The following is an 18,851-nucleotide window of genomic DNA, read 5'->3' on the forward strand; positions in this document are numbered from 1 at the left end:
GGCGCAAGGGTTTCGGCGTGCTTGCAATCAGATGCCAGTGGTCAGTGTTTGACAGAAGGCGGGAAAAGATGTCAGCACCTTTTCCAAGGAGTATAGGACGATGGCGCGCAGACCGGAAGCAAGCAACAGGCTCGACGATGCCGCGCGCGCCGGCTGGCTTTATTATGTCGCCGGGCGCACGCAGGATGAAATCGCTTCCGCCATGGGGATCTCGCGGCAGTCGGCGCAGCGGCTGGTTTCGCTTGCCATGGCCGAGCGTCTGATCAAGGTTCGCCTCGACCATCCGATCGCCGCCTGCCTCGAACTCGGGCAGCGGCTCAAGGAAAAATATGATCTGCGGCAAGTGGACATCGTGCCGAGCGATCCCGGATCGTCCTCGACGACGGTCGGCATTGCCGAGGCCGGTGCCGCCGAAATCGAGCGCTGGCTGAAATCGACGGATCCGATCATCCTTGCCATCGGCACGGGCCGCACGCTGAAGGCGGCGATCGATCAATTGCCGGCGATGGAATGCCCGCAGCACCGCATCGTCTCCTTGACCGGCAATATCGGTCCTGACGGTTCGGCTGCCTATTACAACGTCATCTTCAGCATGGCCGATGCCATCAAGGCGCGACATTTTCCGATGCCGCTGCCGGTTCTCGTCTCTTCGCCGGAGGAGCGGGCGGTGCTTCATAATCAGGCGCTCGTCAAATCGGCGTTGCAGCTTGGCGCGGAAGCCAATGTCGCGTTCGTCGGCGTCGGTGAACTGGGCGAGCGGGCGCCGCTGTGCGAAGACGGCTTTCTTGCCCATGATGAAATGATGCGGCTGATGGACGAGGGAGCGGCCGGAGAAATCTGCGGCTGGATGTTCGACCGCAACGGCCAGATGATGTCCGGCAGCATCAACAAGCGCGTCGCCAGCGTACCCTTGCCGTCGCGTGATTCGGCGACCGTCATCGGTATCGCCAAGGGCCAGCGAAAACACCTGGCGCTGAGCGCTGCCCTCAAGGGACGGATTATCAACGGTCTCATTACGGATGAGGCAACAGCTGAGTTCTTGCTCACTCAGTGAGCGAATGCCCATAAATTTTCATTAGAAATATCAAATATTTAGTTATTCGTTTCTGCAGTGCAGCAACGAATGCCAATTGACATTTTTTGCAAACGTGTGAGTAATTGCTCACGAGCAAGGCAAATGCTCACAACTCTTCTGGGAGGAAGATATATGAACTTGAAAACTTTTTTGCTGGGCACGTGCTCGGCGGTCGTCATCGCGGGTTTCGCCCAGGCCGAAACCCTCACCATTGCCACCGTCAACAATGGCGACATGGTCCGTATGCAGGGACTGACGGACGACTTTACCAAGGCAAATCCCGACATTCAGCTTGAATGGGTCACCCTCGAAGAGAACGTGCTGCGCGAACGCGTCACCACGGATATCGCCACCAAGGGCGGCCAGTACGACGTGCTGACGATCGGCACGTACGAAGTTCCGATCTGGGCGAAGCAGGGTTGGCTCCTGCCGCTCGAAAATCTTGGCGCCGACTATGACGTCGACGACCTGCTTCCGGCCATCCGCTCGGGCCTCACCATGGACGGCAAGCTCTTTGCGGCTCCGTTCTACGGCGAAAGCTCGTTCATCATGTACCGCAAGGACCTGATGGAAAAGGCAGGGCTCACCATGCCCGACGCACCGACCTGGGAGTTCATCGGTGAAGCGGCCCGCAAGATGACCGATCGCGCGGCCGGCATCAGCGGCATCTGCCTGCGCGGCAAGGCCGGCTGGGGCGAGAATATGGCGTTCCTGACCGCCACGTCCAATGCTTTCGGCGCCCGCTGGTTCGACGAGAACTGGAAGCCCCAGTTCGATCAGCCGGAGTGGAAGAACGCGCTCGACATGTACGTCAAGCTGATGAACGACGCAGGCCCGCAGGGCGCTTCGTCTAACGGCTTCAACGAAAACCTGGCGCTGTTCCAGCAGGGCAAGTGCGGCATGTGGATCGATGCCACGGTCGCTGCATCCTTCGTAACCAACCCGAAGGACTCGACGGTCGCCGACAAGGTCGGTTTTGCTCTCGCCCCGGATACGGGCCTCGGAAAGCGCGGCAACTGGCTGTGGGCATGGTCGCTCGGCGTTCCTGCCGGCACGCAGAAGGCGGAAGCTGCCCAGAAGTTCGTGTCCTGGGCAACCAGCAAGCACTATCTCGATCTGGTGGCCGAGAAGGAAGGCTGGGCAAACGTTCCTCCGGGCACGCGCTCCTCGCTCTACGCCAATCCCGAGTATCAGAAGGCGGCACCGTTTGCCAAAATGACGCTGGATTCGATCAATGCGGCTGACCCGACCAAACCGACCGTGAAACCAGTCCCTTACGTCGGTGTCCAGTTCGTCGCCATCCCGGAATTCCAGGGTCTCGGCACGACGGTCGGACAGCTTTTCTCGGCGGCTCTGGCCGGTCAGATGAGCGTGGATGATGCGCTCGCACAGGCGCAACAGGTAACCACTCGCGAAATGACGCGCGGCGGCTACATCAAGTAGGTTCCTTCCCAAGGACGGGCGATCCGGACCACTATCCGGGTCGTCGAACTGGAGCCTGACGTCATTCGTTGGTGAACTTCTATCGTCACTGCGGCTGACGTCAGGTTTTTTCGAGAAAAAGACAAAGAAGGCCGGCTTGCTGTCCTCCCGGCGGGGCGGGCGCCTGTACCGGAATGAGAGGGAGGGTTGTTCCAATGGCGACACAGAATACGAGGGCGCTTGCGCGCTTCATGATAGCCCCGTCCGTCGGACTGCTTCTGATCTGGATGATCGTCCCGCTGGCGATGACGCTGTGGTTTTCGTTTCAGAACTACAATCTGCTCAATCCGGCCAATATCAGCTTCGCCGGCCTGTTCAACTACGAGTATTTCTACACGGATCCCGCCTTTTTCCAGTCGATCTGGAACACGCTGGTCATTGTGGTCGGCGTGCTATTTATCACCGTCATCGGCGGGGTGGCGATCGCGCTTCTGCTTGACCAGCCGATGATGGGCCAGGGGATCGTGCGTATCATGATCATCTCGCCGTTCTTCGTCATGCCGCCGGTCGCAGCGCTCGTCTGGAAGAACATGATCATGCATCCGGGCTACGGCGTGCTTGCCGATATGAGCCGGGCGCTTGGTCTGCAGCCCGTCGACTGGTTTGGGCAATATCCGCTGTTTTCGATCATCATCATCGTTGCCTGGCAGTGGCTGCCGTTTGCAACGCTCATTCTCCTGACCGCGCTGCAATCGCTTGACGTCGAGCAGAAGGAAGCGGCCGAGATGGACGGCGCCAACTTCTTCAACCGGTTCATCTACCTGACGCTGCCGCATCTGGCCCGTTCGATCACCGTCGTCATCCTGATCCAGACGATCTTCCTGCTCGGCATCTATGCGGAAATCCTCGTCACCACCAATGGCGGACCGGGCTACGCGTCCACCAACCTGCCGTTCCTGATCTACCGCACCGCGCTCCTCGGCTACGACGTCGGCGGTGCCTCGGCAGGCGGCATCATTGCAGTCATCCTCGCCAATATCGTCGCCTTCTTCCTGATGCGCGCCGTTGGCAAGAACCTCGACAGATAAGGGAGGCACGACCATGGCCCGCGCAGTCTCGACCAGAAGAACCGTCGCTTTCACCATCGCCGCATGGATCGTCGCGCTGATCATCTTCTTCCCGATCCTCTACACGATCATCACCAGCTTCAAGTCGGAAACCGAAGCGATCCAAGGCTTCAGCCTCATCCCGTCGGGCACCGTCGAAAGTTATGTCGAGGTGCAGACGCAAAAGGACTACTTCAAGCCGTTCATGAACTCGGTCATCCTGTCGGTCGGCTCGACACTGGTCGCCTTGCTCATCTCCGTGCCGGCGGCCTGGTCGATGGCGTTCTCGCCGACCAAGAAGACCAAGGACGTGCTGATGTGGATGCTCTCCACCAAGATGATGCCGGCCGTCGCCGTTCTCGTGCCGATCTACCTGATCTTCCGCGACTTCGGCCTGCTCGACAGCCGCATCGGCCTGACCTTCATGCTGACCATGATCAACCTGCCGATCGTGATCTGGATGCTCTACACCTACTTCCGTGAAATTCCGGGCGAGATCCTGGAGGCGGCGCGCATGGACGGCGCTTCGCTCTGGGGTGAGATCGTCTATGTGCTGACGCCGATGGCGGTACCCGGCATCGCCTCGACCATGCTGCTCAACATCATCCTTGCCTGGAACGAAGCCTTCTGGACGATCCGTCTGACAACGACCAACGCCGCGCCGCTCACCGCCTTCATCGCCTCGTTCTCCAGTCCGCAGGGGCTGTTCTGGGCGAAGCTGTCGGCGGCATCGACCTTGGCGATCGCGCCCATCCTGATCATGGGCTGGTTCAGCCAGAAACAACTTGTCCGCGGCCTGACCTTTGGCGCCGTGAAGTAACAGATAACGAAGAAAAGACTTGGGGAGAGCACGCATGGGCAATATCACACTGAAAAAGGTCAACAAATCCTTCGGCGCGACGCAGGTCATTCCGGGCATTGACCTCAAGATCGAAGACGGCGAGTTCGTCGTCTTCGTCGGCCCCTCGGGTTGCGGAAAGTCGACGCTGCTCCGGTTGATCGCCGGTCTCGAAGACACCACCTCCGGCACGATCGAGATCGACGGCCGCGATGTCACGGGGGCGGCACCCGCCAAGCGCGGTCTTGCCATGGTATTCCAGTCCTATGCGCTCTATCCGCATATGTCGGTGCGCAACAACATCGCCTTTCCGCTGAAGATGGCAAAGTTCGATAAGGGCGCGATCGACAAGAAGGTGACGGAGGCCGCGCGCGTCCTCAACCTGACGAACTATCTCGAGCGTCGTCCGGGCCAGCTTTCCGGCGGCCAGCGCCAGCGTGTCGCGATCGGCCGCGCCATCGTGCGCGAACCCTCGGCCTTCCTGTTCGATGAGCCGCTGTCCAATCTTGACGCGGCCCTGCGCGGGACGATGCGGCTCGAGATCAGCGAACTTCACCATCAGTTGCAGACGACGATGATCTACGTCACCCACGACCAGGTCGAAGCCATGACCATGGCCGACAAGATCGTCGTTCTCAACGCCGGCAACATCGAGCAGGTCGGTTCGCCGCTCGACCTTTATCACCGTCCGGACAATCTTTTCGTCGCCGGCTTCATCGGCTCGCCGCGCATGAATTTCGCGACCGGCGAATTCTCCAGGCCCTACGGCGCCCATACCATCGGCGTCCGTCCCGAGCATCTCCAACTCTCGACCCAGTCGGGGACATGGCGTGGCGTGGTCGGCGTCGCGGAACATCTCGGCTCGGACACCTTCCTGCATATTCATGTCGAGGGCATCGGTCTGGTGACGGCCCGCGTTGGAGGCGATTTCGGCGTCCATCACGGCGACCAGGTGTTCCTGACGCCGGACGAGGGCCGCGTCCACCGTTTCAATGACAGAGGACTGGCAATTCGATGACGCGCTTGCAGGGAAAAAGCGCGCTGATCACGGGATCGGCGCGTGGGATCGGACGCGCTTTCGCGCAGGCCTATATCCGCGAAGGGGCGACCGTCGCGATCGCCGATATCAATCTCGAGCGCGCGAAGACGACGGCGGGCGAGCTCGGGCCATCGGCCTATGCCGTGGAAATGGATGTGACCAGCCAGGCCTCGATCGATGCGGCAATCGCCGCAGTCGTGGTGGAGGCCGGCGGCCTCGATATCCTTGTCAACAATGCGGCCTTGTTCGATCTCGCCCCGATCGTCGAGATCACCCGCGAAAGCTACGACAGGCTGTTTTCGATCAATGTCGCCGGCACGCTCTTCACCATGCAGGCCGCCGCGCGGCAGATGATTAAGCAGGGACGCGGCGGCAAGATCATCAACATGGCAAGCCAGGCGGGCCGTCGGGGGGAGGCGCTTGTCGCCGTCTATTGTGCCACCAAGGCGGCGGTGATCAGCCTTACCCAGTCGGCGGGTCTGAACCTCATCAAGCACGGCATCAACGTCAATGCGATCGCTCCCGGCGTCGTCGATGGCGAGCACTGGGAGGGTGTCGATGCGATGTTCGCCAAATACGAGAACCGGCCGCTCGGCGAAAAGAAAAAGCTGGTCGGCGCCGAAGTGCCATTCGGACGCATGGGCACCGCCGAAGACCTGACGGGCATGGCGATCTTCCTCGCCTCCGCCGAAAGCAATTACGTCGTTTCGCAGACCTACAATGTCGATGGCGGCAACTGGATGAGCTGATCAAAGCTCGTCGAAAGGAATGAAGACATGACGACCAAACTTTCGCTCGCCAATCTCGATGCCATCAAGGCGACGGCCGCCATTCCGGCCTATGATCGTTCAAAGCTGAAGGCGGGCATCGTCCATTTCGGCGTCGGCAATTTTCATCGCGCCCATCAGGCGATCTACCTCGATGATCTGTTCAACACCGGCAAGGATCTCGATTGGGCGATCGTCGGGGCAGGGGTTCTGCCCTCCGACGAGGCGATGCGGGCGAAGCTCGAAGAACAGGATTTCCTGACGACGGTGGTCGAGCAGGACAACAACAGGAGTGCTGCCCGTGTCACCGCGCCGATGATCGACTATCTGCGGCCCGGCAATGCGACAGCGACGATCGCGAAGCTTGCCGATCCCGCGATCCGCATCGTCTCACTGACGATCACCGAAGGCGGCTATTTCATCGACCCCGCATCCGGCAAGTTCAATCCGGCCCATCCGGCCATCGTTGCCGACAGCCAAAATCCCCCTGATCCGAAAACGGTGTTCGGCCTGATCATCGCCGGCCTGAAAGCACGCAAGGACAAGGGCATCACGCCGTTTACGGTCATGTCCTGCGACAATATTCCGGGCAATGGCGAAGTCACCCATGCCGCTGTTTGCGGTCTCGCCCGCCTGTCCGATCCGGCGCTTGCCGACTGGATCGAAGCCAATGTCGCCTTCCCGAATGCGATGGTCGACCGGATCACGCCGGCGACCGGACCGCGGGAGGTCGGCATCGTGGCTGACGATTACGGCATCGACGACAACTGGCCGGTGTTCTGCGAAGAATTCAAGCAGTGGGTCCTGGAGGATCATTTTCCCGCGGGCCGCCCGGCGCTCGAGACCGTCGGCGTCCAGTTCGTTCCGGATGTCGCACCTTACGAGCATATGAAGATCCGCATCCTCAATGGCGGCCATGCGGCGATTGCCTATCCGGCGGCGCTTCTCGACATTCATTTCGTGCATGAAGCTATGGAGGACGAGACTGTCCGTGCGTTCCTGGCAAAGCTGGAGCACGACGAGATCATTCCGGTGATCCCGCCGGTGCCGAATACCGACCTCAATGCCTATTTCAGCCAGGTCGAGAAACGCCTCTTCAACCCGAAGATTGGCGACACCATCCCGCGTCTGGCCCAGGACGGCTCCAACCGCCAGCCGAAATTCATCCTGCCGACGACGGCCGACCGGCTGCGGCGCGGCGAGGATGTGATCGGCCTGTCGCTCGTGTCGGCGCTCTGGTGCCGCTACTTCGCCGGAACCACCGATAGCGGCAAGGCGATCACCTTCAACGACGCCAGCGCCGACCGGCTGCACGCCGCGGCGGTGAAAGCCAAGGACGATCCACAGGCCTTCCTTGCGCTTTCGGATATCTTCGGCGAGGTTGCGCAATCATCACTGTTCCAGAAGCGGTTTGCACATGCGCTGCGAACACTTTGGGACAGGGGCACGCGGGCAACGCTTCAGCTCTATCTCGACGGAAAACTTGGAGAATGACTGTCATGACGCTCAAGCCCTCGCGTAACGTCGCGGCCGCGCTGTGCCGCCTTGGCGCGCAAGCGGTGGTTTGACGGATATGACCATGCACCATCCACCAAAGCTGGTGATCTTCGATTGTGACGGCGTACTGGTGGATAGCGAACCCCTGTCGATCGATGTGCTCGTGCGGGTGCTTCGCAACGCCGGCGTCGATATGGACGCCGAAGAGGCGACAGAGCGGTTTCTCGGCAAAAGCCTGAAGACGATGACGGACATCCTGCACGAGGACTACGGACTTGCGGTGGACGACCATTTTCTCGAGCGGATGCGTCTCGATCTCTACCAGCGCTTCCGGCAGGAGTTGCAGCCCGTGGCTGGCATTGCGACCGCGCTCGATCAGCTCGACATCCCGCGCTGTGTCGCCTCTTCCAGCCAGATGGAACGCATCCGGCTGTCGCTGACGATCACCGGCTTAATCGACAAGCTCGACCCTTATCTTTTCAGCTCGACGATGGTGGAGCGCGGCAAGCCCGCGCCCGACCTCTTCCTGCATGCGGCCGCGGAAATGGCCACGCCGCCGCAAAACTGCATCGTCGTGGAAGACAGTCCGGCCGGTATCGAGGCGGCCCAGGCTGCCGGAATGCGGGTTTTTGCCTTTGCCGGCGCCTCGCACGCGAAGTCCGAGCGGCATCTCACCACACTCAGGCGACTTTCTCCTGATGTCCTGTTTGACGACATGCGGGAATTGATCCATTTTGTCCGTAAAGAACAAACGGACGGGAACGCAGTTTAATGCGCGATCTGATTGTTGCCGTCGATGTTGGAACCGGCAGTGCCCGCGCCGGCATTTTCGACAGGCGTGGCAAGCAGTTGGCGCGTGCCGACTATCCGATCGCGATGAACCGGCCTGAGGAAAATCACGCCGAGCACGATTCCGAAAATATCTGGGCTGCCGTCTGCATCGCCGTAAAAACCGCCCGCGCCAAGGCAGGTGTACCCGCCGATGTCATCGCCGCCATTGGTTTCGATGCCACCTGCTCGCTGGTCGTGCGCGACAGGAGCGGCGCGCCTTTGTCCGTCAACCGCAAGGGCGATCCGCGCTGGGACACGATCGTCTGGCTGGATCATCGCGCCTTGGCGCAAGCGGACTTCTGCACGGCGACCGAACATCCAGTGCTCAATCATTCAGGCCGGGTCATGTCGCCGGAAATGGAAATGCCGAAGCTCATGTGGCTGAAGCAGAGCCTGCCGCAGCAATGGGAGAAGGCGGGATACTTCTTCGATCTGGCCGATTTCCTGTCCTGGCGGGCAACCGGCAATGCTGCGCGTTCGCGCTGCACATTGACTGCGAAATGGAACTATCTTTCCCACAAGACGAACGGCTGGCAGGACGAATTCCTGGCCATGATCGGCCTCGACGACTTGCGCGAGCGGGGCGGCCTGCCGGAGAAAACCCTGCCGGTCGGGCAATCGGCGGGACACTTGATGGCTGCGGCAGCGGCCGAACTCGGACTGCACGAAAAATGCCAGGTAGCGACAGGGCTGATCGATGCCTATGCCGGTGCCATCGGCGTTCTCGGCGAATTTGCCGGCGAACCGGACAGGCTGGAAAGGCAACTCGCCCTGATTGCCGGTACCTCCAGCTGCATTGTCGCCTTTTCGAAGGACATAAAGCCGGGCTTTGGCATGTGGGGGCCCTATTTCGAGGCTGCATTTCAAGGCACTTGGCTGGTCGAGGGTGGTCAGTCCGCAACGGGAGCGCTTCTCGATCACGTCGTTCGCAGCCATAGCGCCGGTGGCGAACCGGACGCTGAAATCCACGCGCGGATCGTGTTGCGCATCCAGGAACTGCGCGCCGCCTATGGTGCGGAGTTTGCCTCGCGGCTGCATGTGCTTCCGGATTTCCACGGCAACCGTTCGCCGCTCGCCGACCCGCATGCGCTCGGCGTCATCAGCGGCCTTACGCTCGACAGTTCGTTCGACGCGCTGTGCCGGCTCTATTGGCGCACCTGCGTGGCGATCGCCCTCGGGATACGGCATATTCTCGAGATGATGAAGCAGGCCGGCTACGATCTCGATACCCTGCACGTCACAGGCGGGCATGTGCGCAATCCGCTTTTGATGGAACTTTATTCCGACGTGACGGGCTGCACGGTCGTCGTGCCTGAAACAAACGACGCGGTGCTGCTTGGCACTGCCATGGTCGCGGCGGTTGCCGGCGGTCTCTATCCGGATCTTGGAGCCGCGGGACCTGCGATGTCGCCCGGCGGGCAGGAACGTCATCCCAATCCGGCGTGGAGAGAGGTTTATGATCGCGACTTTCGCAAGTTTCTCAGCCTCTACAAACATCGGGCGGAGTTGGAAGCCCTTTGAGGCAACATCTGCGCGGCGATAATTTTTGGAAAAAAGAAACCGGCGCGGAACCTTTTTGCGGCAGCCCCGTTTATGCCGTGTCCGGACAGTCGTTCGCATCGCCCCCAATGCGAACACCCCCAACAATGATCCGGCACTCAACTCACACGCCCCCTCGGTGAGTTGTCGATATCAGCCAGTGTCTTCCCCGGACACTGGCTGTTCTTTTTTGCAGAGAATCTGCCGCTTCCTTGGCCCCCAACTTACTCCTCGACACGGGTAATGATTTCATATTCCCGCGACGGAATGGTCAGGCGATATTCGATGCGGTCGGGCGCGGTCATGTACATGGCCTTGCCGCCGACGGCGATAGGCACGACGCGCTCCAGCACCGTGCGTGCGAAAGTATGGTCGTCAGCCTCACTCTGTAACGTTGATGTGGGTGGCAGGTGCTCGATCCAAGCCAGTTCGATCGCCTTTTGATCGTCCAGCAGTGTTTCAAAACAGTCGATCGTCAGCGAATTGACACCGGCGGAAATCGCCCCGTAGGAGGCGGAATTGACGATCAGCTCATGCAAGGCAAGGCCGACGTGCAGCGCCGCATTCGGCGACAGATGCGCATCGATGCCTCTGACGGAAATCGGGTTTTCCGTCGCCGGCCAATAGGCGCTGAATTGCCGTTCCGTCAGGGCGAAGAGATAGGCGCCGCGCCAGCTGGAATCCGTCACGAGGTCCTGTGAATAGGCAAGAGATTGAATGCGGCCGCGAAACTTGCTCAGGAAATAGTCGAGCGAAAGGGCCTGGCGTGCGGTCTGGGTGGCGATACCCTGGATGATGGCCAGGAGGTTTTTCGAGCGATGGCTAAGCTCCCGCAGCAGGGTCTTTACAACGCGTTCGCGGTGGCGAGCCTCCGAAATATCGGTGATCACCGAAAGAATTCCGATCATACCCACGGTGTCGACGCGCTCAATGTCTATGCGATAGGTGAGCACGCCCGTCGGAGAAGGCACCTCGATCTCCGTCGAGGCAGGGGCATTGTAGCTGGCGACATCCCGCTTCAGGGCGGTCAAGCGGGCGCTTTCCTCGGATCCGAACACTTCCTCGTCCGCCTGCCGGCCCATTGCAAGCGACTGCAGGAGTTGAGGCAGGTTTCCGGAAAGAACGACGCCGAGATCGTCAGATTGATAGAGATAGCCCAAACCGGACTTCTTCAAGACCAGCTCCATCAGGGCCGCGTTTGGTTTGCCGCCGGTCCTGAGGGGGGCTGAACTGCCTGCATTGGCCACGCGATACGCCTTCCATTCTCCGATTGACTGATTGCCCATCTCCCGTGTTAACGACAAAAGCGGCGCCGACCGATCGGCCTCCGATGCGAAACGGGCCGATAAAAAATGACGTGTCCACCCCGCGCGCCGAGGCGCTCCCTGTGTATTTGACAATGAGATCGTTCGCCCGGATGTTCCGGGCGTAATGGTCTCACGCTGCGGCCCTGGTGGATTCGTTGAAGAACAGCGCCTGGCTGATCAGCGCCTTGACCATGTCCGGGTTGAACGGCTTGGTGACCAGGAAGGTCGGCTCCGGCCGCTCGCCGGTCAACAGGCGTTCTGGGAACGCCGTGATGAAAATCACCGGAATGGACGTGTTCTTCAGGATGTCATTGACCGCATCGATGCCGGAACTGCCGTCCGCGAGCTGTATATCGGCAAGCACCATGCTCGGCCGCGTCGCCTTGAACAGAGCCACCGCTTCATCCCGGGTGCGTGCAATCCCGGTGACCCTGTGGCCAAGGCTCTCGACCATCTGTTCGATGTCGATGGCAATCAGCGGCTCGTCCTCGATGATCATGATGTCGGTGGCGACCTGGCGCGAAATCTCCTCGGAGGCGCGCTCGAGCAACTCGTTCATGCCGCTCTCGGTCGTGCCGAGAACTTCTGCCGCCTCGCTTGTGCGGAAGCCTTCGACGGACACGAGCAGGAAAGCCTGGCGCGCCAGCGGCGAGACGGATGCGAGATTGATCGACGCTCGTTTTTCCCAGGCAAACGGGGAAACCGGCTCGGGGATCAAAACCGAGGAGGAGCCGAACAGCTTTGTATAAAGTTGAAACAGTGCAACCCTATCGCTGCTCGCTTCCGGGAAAATGGAGATATCTGCGATCAACGCTTCCAGAACGGCCGCGACATAGGCGTCGCCCGATGTCTGCGACCCAGTCAATGCGCGAGAGTAGCGCCGCAAATAGGGCAGGAACGGAGCGATCCGGGTGGAAAGTGACATATTATGAACTCCCTCAATCTGGCCGAGGTGATGGCCATGACAGGCGGAAAACGCCACCAGAAAAAAAAGGTTCCTTTTGAGGGAACGAATTTTTTCGCGGTGCATTATGTAGCGAGGCGAACATCTGAAGGTATTTTAATTTTATGAGCTACAAAATTGGGACCGGGCCCGGTGCTGCAAAGCCAGTTCGTGCCGATAATCCAAATGCACAGATTGCAACCAAGCTCCGCGCGCTCTATCTTTCTGTACAGGAAGAAGCCATTCCGGACCGGTTCCTCGACCTGCTTGAGAAGCTCGACGCGGTCGAGCGCCAGTCGATGCCGGATGTGGCGGAATGAGTGGCGGCATGACCTCTGAGGAGTCGAGTTTCAAGCGTGAAATGCTCGCAGCCCTTCCAAGCCTGCGTGCCTTCGCAATGTCGTTGATCGGCCGGCACGACCGGGCCGATGATCTCGTTCAGGATACCATCATGAAAGCCTGGGCCAAACAGGACCACTTCGAGATGGGCACCAACATGAAAGCGTGGCTGTTCACCATTCTGCGCAACGAGCTCTACAGCCAGATGCGCAAGCGTGGCCGCGAAGTGCAAGATAGCGACGGCTACTTCACCGAGACGCTGGCCCAGCATCCTGCCCAATATGGCTCGCTCGATCTTCAGGACTTCAAACGGGCGCTGGAAAAGCTGCCGCCGGATCAGCGTGAAGCGATAATTCTGGTCGGTGCTTCCGGCTTTTCGTATGAGGAGGCGGCGGAAATCTGCGGTTGTGCGCTTGGAACAATCAAAAGCCGCGTCAACCGCGCCCGCCAGCGCCTTCAGGATATTCTGCAGGTAACCGGCGAGAGCGAGTATGGGCCTGATGCGACATCGGCACCCATTACCTCGCGGGCTTTCGTTTCCTGACGGCAGACATGTCGCGTCCGCCAGCATGCTTCCTCAGATTTGGCGAATGTCTCTTTCCGCAGAGCGCCGTGATGTAGCGGGCATGATTGCACAGGGGTTCACAATCGTGCAGAAACAGCGACAGACGCGCTGCAAGGGAGATGTAGCGGGCACAAAAGTCAATGACGGCGCCCGGGGCTGGGTGTGGAAGTTCATGAACAAAAAGAATAGCGACCTGGCGGCGGCGATGGCGGCCGTTCTGACATCGCCGCAACGGCTTGATGTCCTGCGTTCTGTCGTCCCGGACATGGCCGTGCCGGACGCCGATTTCCGCGAGCTCGCCGAGATGGCCGCCGATCTTTTCGGCGCGCCGATTGCTTTGGTAACGCTCGTCGATGCGCGGCATCAATGGTTCAAGGCAGCGGTTGGAACCAGCGAGACGCAGGCGCTGCCTGCGGAATCGTTTTGCGTGCATACGATCGCTGGGCCCTTGAATGACGTGCTTGTTGTCGGCGACGCCTCGACCGACCCTCGTTTTTCCAGCCTGCCGCAGGTGGCGGGTGCGCCGTTTTTGCGGTTTTATGCGGGCGTTCCGCTGGTTATCGACGAACAGCCGGTCGGCTCGGTCTGTGTTTTCGATGTCAAGCCGCGCCACGATCTCGCGCCGCAGTTGCTGACACAATTGCGCCGTCTATCGCGTCTTGCGGCCTCATTGTTCAAGCTGAAGCACGAAGCGCGCCAGCGGGCCTTGAAAGAGGCGGCGCTTTCGCGCGAGGAGCAGCGCCACGCCATGGCACTCGATGCGGCCAATGTCGGCAGCTGGCTGTGGGATGTCCGCTCCGGCAATGTCTCCTGCAATCCAGCGATGCTGCGCATGTTCGGCATGAAGCCGGCCGGGATTGTTCAGGCGAGAGACATTTTTACTGCCATTCATCATGAAGATCGCGTGGCAACGTTTTCGAAGCTGCGGTCCGCCATGGCGCAGGACGAAGAATATGACAGCACGTTTCGGGTCGCCTCCACCGGGCGATGGCTGCTTGGCCGTGGCCGTGTGCATGAACGCGATGCCAAGGGCAAACCGACGCTTTTTCTCGGTATTAATATCGATGTGACGGAGGAACAAGTTTCAACGCAGCGTACCCGGCTGCTGCTGCGCGAACTCAATCACCGAGTCAAGAACACGCTGGCGATGCTGCAGTCGCTGGCCCGACAGACATTGCGGCAAACCAGCGATCCGCAAGAGTTCATGACGGCATTTGCCGGCAGGCTTCAGTCCATATCGGAAGCGCACGGGCTTTTGTCGGACCATGAATGGTCTGACATCCGCCTTTCGGCTTTGCTGGCCAAACAACTGGCACCGCATGTGCGCGACTACGGACGGCAGATCGAAATCCACAAGGACGAGATTTTGCTCGGGCCGGACCAGGCGGTCGGCCTCGGGCTGGTTCTGCACGAGCTGGCGACCAATGCCGCAAAATACGGCTCTCTCTCGGTTCCGAACGGCAAGGTCGTCGTAACTGCGCGCGGGCTTGACGAGGATGGCCACCGTGTTTTGCATATGACCTGGACAGAGGTAGGTGGTCCGCCTGTCATCGAGCCGGCGAGGCGCGGCTTCGGCTCGATCCTGATCGAGCGTAGCCTCGACAAGGTGATGGGCAGTTCGGCGAAGGTCGAATACCTGCCTGCGGGATTGACGGCGATCATTCGGCTTCCCCTCTGATCTATCCTGAACACTATCAGGAGCGATCCCGGTCGCCTGATTTCCTCATCAGTCCAAGAGCGGCTCCAAGCCCAACCGCGAGACCGGCAGCCAGAAGTGGTTGCTTGCGGAATAGCGTCAGAGCCGTGGCGATCACCAGACTGGTTTGCGCCTGCGAGCGCCGGCGCTTCTCCGCTGCGAGACGCTGGTCCCGTGCATTGAGCGCGTACATGATGCCGAGGATGACGAGGCCGATGACTAGGGAGATGACTGCGAGGATGATGGTGGCCGTCAGCGGCGTATAAGATGCGCTGAGGTAGATCGCGCCTGCGACGAGGGCGAAAATATAGGCGGTCAGAAAAAACAAGGACGCCAGCAACCACATGGCTCCGTTCCGCTTGAAGCGCGCTACCGTAACGCCGATGTCCGTCAGTATGAGAGCCGAAAGCATTGCGGCCAAAGGACCCATTTTTTTCTCCAGGGACAAGAACGCAAGTTCGGCTGGCAAAGTCGCCGCTTGCCAGCTTTGGATACGACGGGCAACGGCCGATGACGACAGCCGCCCGGATCGGGATTGGGCTAGCGGCGGATAAGAGCTGCGATCAAAAGACCAAGGGCAGCCGCAGCACCGAGGGTCGCGACGGGATGTTCGCGAACGGTGTGGCGGACCTGTTTTTCGGTGAGCGCGTAGCGACTGCGCAGTTCGGCGAGCAGTTGCTCGCCATTTTCAATCAGATCGTGCAGGCTGGCTTCCGTGTGCTCGCGTGCATCCTGGGCTTTAGTGCGAACGTCCGAGCCGCGTTGTGACAGGAGGCTCGCAAGTGATGCGATTTCATCGCGGAGCTCATTGATCTGATCTTCGACCGGCGCATCGACGAAGCGCTTCCTTGCGCTGGAACCGGAAAAGAGACCTGTTGCCATGACGAAAACTCCTATCTGTGGCGGGAGTGCGGTTTCACCGCAAACCCGGCGTGCTGTCGCACCGACATGTGAAATCATCACCGTGTCAGCGGTTAGCGACCTCAACGCGCAGGAAGGTGTTTGGTTCCACCGGAAACGGCGGAACGACGCTCTAGCCGACCGCCGTATGGGGCAGGACGAAAGGGACGCTGCCAGCCGGCGTGGCGTTGACCCGCATGGCGCAGCCGAAGACCGTTTCCATGATGGTGTCGGTCATCACCTCCTTCGGGCGCCCAGCCGCACGAACGCGGCCACTCTTCATCATGATCATCCGGTCGGCGAACATGGCGGTGAGATTGAGATCATGCATGATGGCGATCACGCCGCCGCCACGCTCGCAGAAATCCCGGGCAAGCCGCATGATCGTCAGCTGGTGGCGGATGTCGAGACTGGAGACCGGCTCGTCGAGGAGCAGGAACGCGGGTTCTCCATGCTGAACAGGGTCCCAAATCTGACAGAGGGCACGGGCAAGCTGCACGCGCTGCTGTTCGCCGCCGGAAAGCTCCTGGTAGAAGCGACCGGCGAAACCCGACAGGTCGACCGCCTCCAGTGCCTCCCTGGCGATCCGGTCGGTTTCATCCGCCCCGGCTTTTGCGCCAACGGACAACCCCATGCGAACGATTTCGCGTACCGTAAAAGGGAAGGAGATCACGGTCGATTGCGGCAGGACGGCGCGCTTCAAGGCGAGTTCCCACGGCTTCAGCGTCGAAATGTCATGACCGTTGATGCTGACGGTGCCGTCATAGGAGAGCTCGCCGGCGATCGCCTTGAGGCTGGTGGTCTTTCCGGAGCCGTTCGGGCCGACGATGGCCGTCAACTGACCAGCCACGGCCTCGATGTCGATGCCGTGCAGCACCTGTTTTCCGGAAAGCCGGACGGAGAGATTGCTGGCTTTGATCATGATCTGTCCTCAAAGCCCCAGATGCGAGCGCCCGCGTAGCAGGATCCACAGGAAGAACGGGGCGCCGGCAAAAGCCGTGATGATGCCGATCGGCAGTTCCGCCGGCGGCACGATGGTGCGCGCAATCATGTCGGCGAAGATCAGGAGCGTGCCGCCGAGCAGGGCCGACGCGGGCAAGAGATAGCGATGATCCGGCCCGATGACGAGCCGCAGCACATGCGGCACGACGATGCCGACGAAGCCGATGCCGCCGCTGACGGCGACCGAGGCGCCGGTCGAGGCGGCAACGCTGACGATGGCGATATTCTTCAGCCGTTGAACCGGAACGCCCATGTGGAAGGCGGCCGCTTCCCCGAGCGTCAGGGCGTTGAGGCCGCGCGCCAAAAAGGGCACGACGGCGAGCGAGACGAGAATGATCGGTCCGGCGGAGAGGATCTTCGTCCAGTTTGCGCCGGCAAGCGATCCGAGGCCCCAGAAGGTCAGGTCGCGCAACTGCTTGTCGTCGGCCATGAAGATAAGAACGCCGGTCACGGCGTTGGCAAGTGCGGCGAGCGCAATGCCGGCAAGCAGCATGGTTGCGACCGAGGTCTGACCGCTGCGTGTCGCGATCCGGTAAAGCAATAGCGTTGTGAAGAGGCCGCCGAGGAATGCGGCGATTGGCAGCGCATAGAAGCCGAAGACAGCAAATAGCGTGCCGAAAAGGGAGCTGCCGAGTACGATCATCAGAACCGCGCCAAGGCTGGCGCCGGAGGAGACGCCCACGAGCGCCGGGTCGGCCAGCGGATTGCGGAAGAGCCCCTGCATGATCGCGCCGGAGACCGCGAGGGAGGCGCCGACCAGAAGGCCCATGACAGCGCGCGGCAGGCGGATATCGAGGATGATGATGCGGTCGCGGGCGCCCAGCGCCTGTTCTGCGCCCTCCATGCCGAACAGCCAACGCAGGACGTTGCCGAGCGAAGCGTCGGCAGCACCGGTCATGATGGAGGCGGCGAACATCGCGGCGGCCAGCGCGATCAGCATGAGGATCAACACCTGCGCCAGCCGCGACCGGTCGCCCATATGCCAGTCGGATTTCAAACGTGCCGTGAACGACCGCGACGGGCCGTCACCCGCTGCCATTTCATTGTGAGGCATTCGGCTTTTTTCCGTAGATCGCCGCGTTCAATTCGCGCACTGCACCCGCCGTGCGCGGGCCGAAACCGAGCAGATGCAGGCCGTCCATCCGGATCACCGCCTTGGTCTTGGCCGCCGGTGTCAGGCTGAGGGCAGGGTGGGCAAAAAGCTCGTCATCGGTCGCCGCATGGCCGCCGCTACGAGACATCATCAGGACGACATCAGGCTTGGCCTCGATGATCGCTTCGTCGGTCAGCGGCTTGTAGCCCGGGAAGCTGCCCGTCGCGTTAACGGCGCCCGCAAGCGCGATGATGCCGTCTGCAGCCGTGCCGGTGCCCGACGCCATGATCTTTCCGCCCTGGGTGCTCAGGATGAAGATCACGCGCTTGCGCTCGCTCTGCGGACGCTTGGCAGCGTCCGCGACTGCGGCGTCAAGGTCGGCCTGAACCTTCTCAGACAGCGCTGCCGCCTTGTCCGGCACGCCGAGGACGTCACCGACTATCTTGATCTTTGCCAGGATGCCGTCGCGATCGAATGTCTCCGAAATCGTCTGGAACGGGATTTTCGCCTCCTTGAGAACGTTCAGCGTCTCCGGCGGGCCGCTGCCCTCGACTGCGATGATGGCGGTCGGATTGGTGGCGATGACACCTTCCGGCGCCAGTTGCCGCATGTAGCCGACGTTCGGCAGCTTCGTTGCCGCATCGGGATAGACGCTGGTCGAGTCGCGGCCGACGAGCTTGCCCTCTTCGCCGAGCGCATAGACGATCTCGGTAATGGCGCCGCCGACAGAGACGAGGCGGGAGGTGTCGGCCCTCTGCATGTCCTGCGCAACGGCTGCCCGCACGAAGGAGGGCGGCGAGGCAATCGGCAGTACGAACGGCGTTGAAACCGCAAAAAGAGCCAGGGCCAGTTCCCAGGAACGCAGCCGGCGAAAATCATAGGGAGTCTTCAT

The 18,851-nt window shown here is 60.8% G+C and carries 19 protein-coding genes; 12 read left to right on the top strand and 7 right to left on the bottom strand.

Features of this window, described 5'->3' with window-relative positions; genetic code table 11:
- The first annotated feature begins 100 nt into the window (after window positions 1-100).
- From ACSQ3F_RS11840 to ACSQ3F_RS11880, 9 genes are all read left to right on the top strand, one after another.
- Entirely contained in the window at window positions 101-1,054 is a 954-nt protein-coding gene (locus tag ACSQ3F_RS11840; protein ID WP_436100389.1) for a sugar-binding transcriptional regulator, read from the top strand.
- A 153-nt stretch (window positions 1,055-1,207) separates the two neighbouring features.
- On the top strand, window positions 1,208-2,518 hold the full coding sequence (locus ACSQ3F_RS11845) for an ABC transporter substrate-binding protein (protein ID WP_436100390.1): 1,311 nt from the start codon (window positions 1,208-1,210) through the stop codon (window positions 2,516-2,518).
- Window positions 2,519-2,712: 194 nt separating this feature from the next.
- A complete protein-coding gene (locus ACSQ3F_RS11850) occupies window positions 2,713-3,585 on the top strand; it encodes a carbohydrate ABC transporter permease (protein WP_436100391.1) in 873 nt (290 codons plus the stop codon).
- Between the two features lie 13 nt (window positions 3,586-3,598).
- A complete protein-coding gene (locus ACSQ3F_RS11855) occupies window positions 3,599-4,423 on the top strand; it encodes a carbohydrate ABC transporter permease (protein WP_436100392.1) in 825 nt (274 codons plus the stop codon).
- A gap of 34 nt (window positions 4,424-4,457) precedes the next feature.
- Window positions 4,458-5,459 carry an ABC transporter ATP-binding protein gene (locus ACSQ3F_RS11860; RefSeq protein ID WP_436100393.1) on the top strand — a complete coding sequence of 334 codons (1,002 nt, stop codon included), beginning with the start codon at window positions 4,458-4,460 and terminating at the stop codon, window positions 5,457-5,459.
- The gene (locus ACSQ3F_RS11865; protein WP_436100394.1) at window positions 5,456-6,229 is read left to right on the top strand and encodes an L-iditol 2-dehydrogenase; all 774 of its coding nucleotides are present in this window, start codon (window positions 5,456-5,458) and stop codon (window positions 6,227-6,229) included. The genes ACSQ3F_RS11860 and ACSQ3F_RS11865 overlap by 4 nt, the downstream gene beginning before the upstream one ends.
- Window positions 6,230-6,256: 27 nt before the next feature.
- Entirely contained in the window at window positions 6,257-7,741 is a 1,485-nt protein-coding gene (locus ACSQ3F_RS11870; protein WP_436100395.1) for a mannitol dehydrogenase family protein, read from the top strand.
- A gap of 79 nt (window positions 7,742-7,820) precedes the next feature.
- Window positions 7,821-8,516: an HAD family hydrolase gene (locus ACSQ3F_RS11875; protein WP_436100396.1), complete on the top strand. Its 696-nt coding sequence runs from the start codon at window positions 7,821-7,823 to the stop codon at window positions 8,514-8,516.
- Window positions 8,516-10,096: an FGGY-family carbohydrate kinase gene (locus ACSQ3F_RS11880; RefSeq protein ID WP_436100397.1), complete on the top strand. Its 1,581-nt coding sequence runs from the start codon at window positions 8,516-8,518 to the stop codon at window positions 10,094-10,096. The genes ACSQ3F_RS11875 and ACSQ3F_RS11880 overlap by 1 nt, the downstream gene beginning before the upstream one ends.
- 242 nt (window positions 10,097-10,338) lie before the next feature.
- Here ACSQ3F_RS11880 and ACSQ3F_RS11885 read toward each other — a convergent pair whose 3' ends face one another.
- Together ACSQ3F_RS11885 and ACSQ3F_RS11890 are read right to left on the bottom strand one after the other, a co-directional pair.
- Window positions 10,339-11,301, bottom strand: a complete 963-nt coding sequence (locus ACSQ3F_RS11885; RefSeq protein ID WP_436102122.1) for a sensor histidine kinase — start codon at window positions 11,299-11,301, stop codon at window positions 10,339-10,341.
- 250 nt (window positions 11,302-11,551) lie between these two features.
- A complete protein-coding gene (locus ACSQ3F_RS11890) occupies window positions 11,552-12,346 on the bottom strand; it encodes a response regulator (protein ID WP_436100398.1) in 795 nt (264 codons plus the stop codon).
- Between the two features lie 143 nt (window positions 12,347-12,489).
- On the opposite strand from ACSQ3F_RS11890, the gene ACSQ3F_RS11895 reads away from it, so the two are divergent.
- From ACSQ3F_RS11895 to ACSQ3F_RS11905, 3 genes are all read left to right on the top strand, one after another.
- Window positions 12,490-12,684: a NepR family anti-sigma factor gene (locus ACSQ3F_RS11895; RefSeq protein WP_436100399.1), complete on the top strand. Its 195-nt coding sequence runs from the start codon at window positions 12,490-12,492 to the stop codon at window positions 12,682-12,684.
- Window positions 12,685-12,692: 8 nt separating this feature from the next.
- The gene (locus ACSQ3F_RS11900; protein ID WP_113006978.1) at window positions 12,693-13,247 is read left to right on the top strand and encodes an RNA polymerase sigma factor; all 555 of its coding nucleotides are present in this window, start codon (window positions 12,693-12,695) and stop codon (window positions 13,245-13,247) included.
- 193 nt (window positions 13,248-13,440) lie between these two features.
- On the top strand, window positions 13,441-14,946 hold the full coding sequence (locus tag ACSQ3F_RS11905; RefSeq protein ID WP_436100400.1) for a sensor histidine kinase: 1,506 nt from the start codon (window positions 13,441-13,443) through the stop codon (window positions 14,944-14,946).
- Between the two features lie 16 nt (window positions 14,947-14,962).
- Here the strand turns inward: ACSQ3F_RS11905 and ACSQ3F_RS11910 are convergent, their stop codons facing one another.
- The 5 genes from ACSQ3F_RS11910 to ACSQ3F_RS11930 form a co-directional block, all read right to left on the bottom strand.
- Window positions 14,963-15,394, bottom strand: a complete 432-nt coding sequence (locus ACSQ3F_RS11910; RefSeq protein WP_436100401.1) for a hypothetical protein — start codon at window positions 15,392-15,394, stop codon at window positions 14,963-14,965.
- Between the two features lie 110 nt (window positions 15,395-15,504).
- Window positions 15,505-15,846: a hypothetical protein gene (locus ACSQ3F_RS11915; RefSeq protein ID WP_436100402.1), complete on the bottom strand. Its 342-nt coding sequence runs from the start codon at window positions 15,844-15,846 to the stop codon at window positions 15,505-15,507.
- Between the two features lie 151 nt (window positions 15,847-15,997).
- Window positions 15,998-16,786 (bottom strand): heme ABC transporter ATP-binding protein, encoded by a 789-nt coding sequence (locus ACSQ3F_RS11920; protein WP_436100403.1) that lies wholly within the window; start codon window positions 16,784-16,786, stop codon window positions 15,998-16,000.
- A 9-nt stretch (window positions 16,787-16,795) separates the two neighbouring features.
- Window positions 16,796-17,905 (bottom strand): FecCD family ABC transporter permease, encoded by a 1,110-nt coding sequence (locus ACSQ3F_RS11925; protein ID WP_436102123.1) that lies wholly within the window; start codon window positions 17,903-17,905, stop codon window positions 16,796-16,798.
- 1 nt (window position 17,906) lies between these two features.
- Entirely contained in the window at window positions 17,907-18,851 is a 945-nt protein-coding gene (locus ACSQ3F_RS11930; RefSeq protein ID WP_436100404.1) for a heme/hemin ABC transporter substrate-binding protein, read from the bottom strand.

It is taken from the genome of Pararhizobium sp. LjRoot238 (assembly GCF_964252955.1).
Taxonomy (GTDB): Bacteria; Pseudomonadota; Alphaproteobacteria; order Rhizobiales; family Rhizobiaceae; genus Pararhizobium.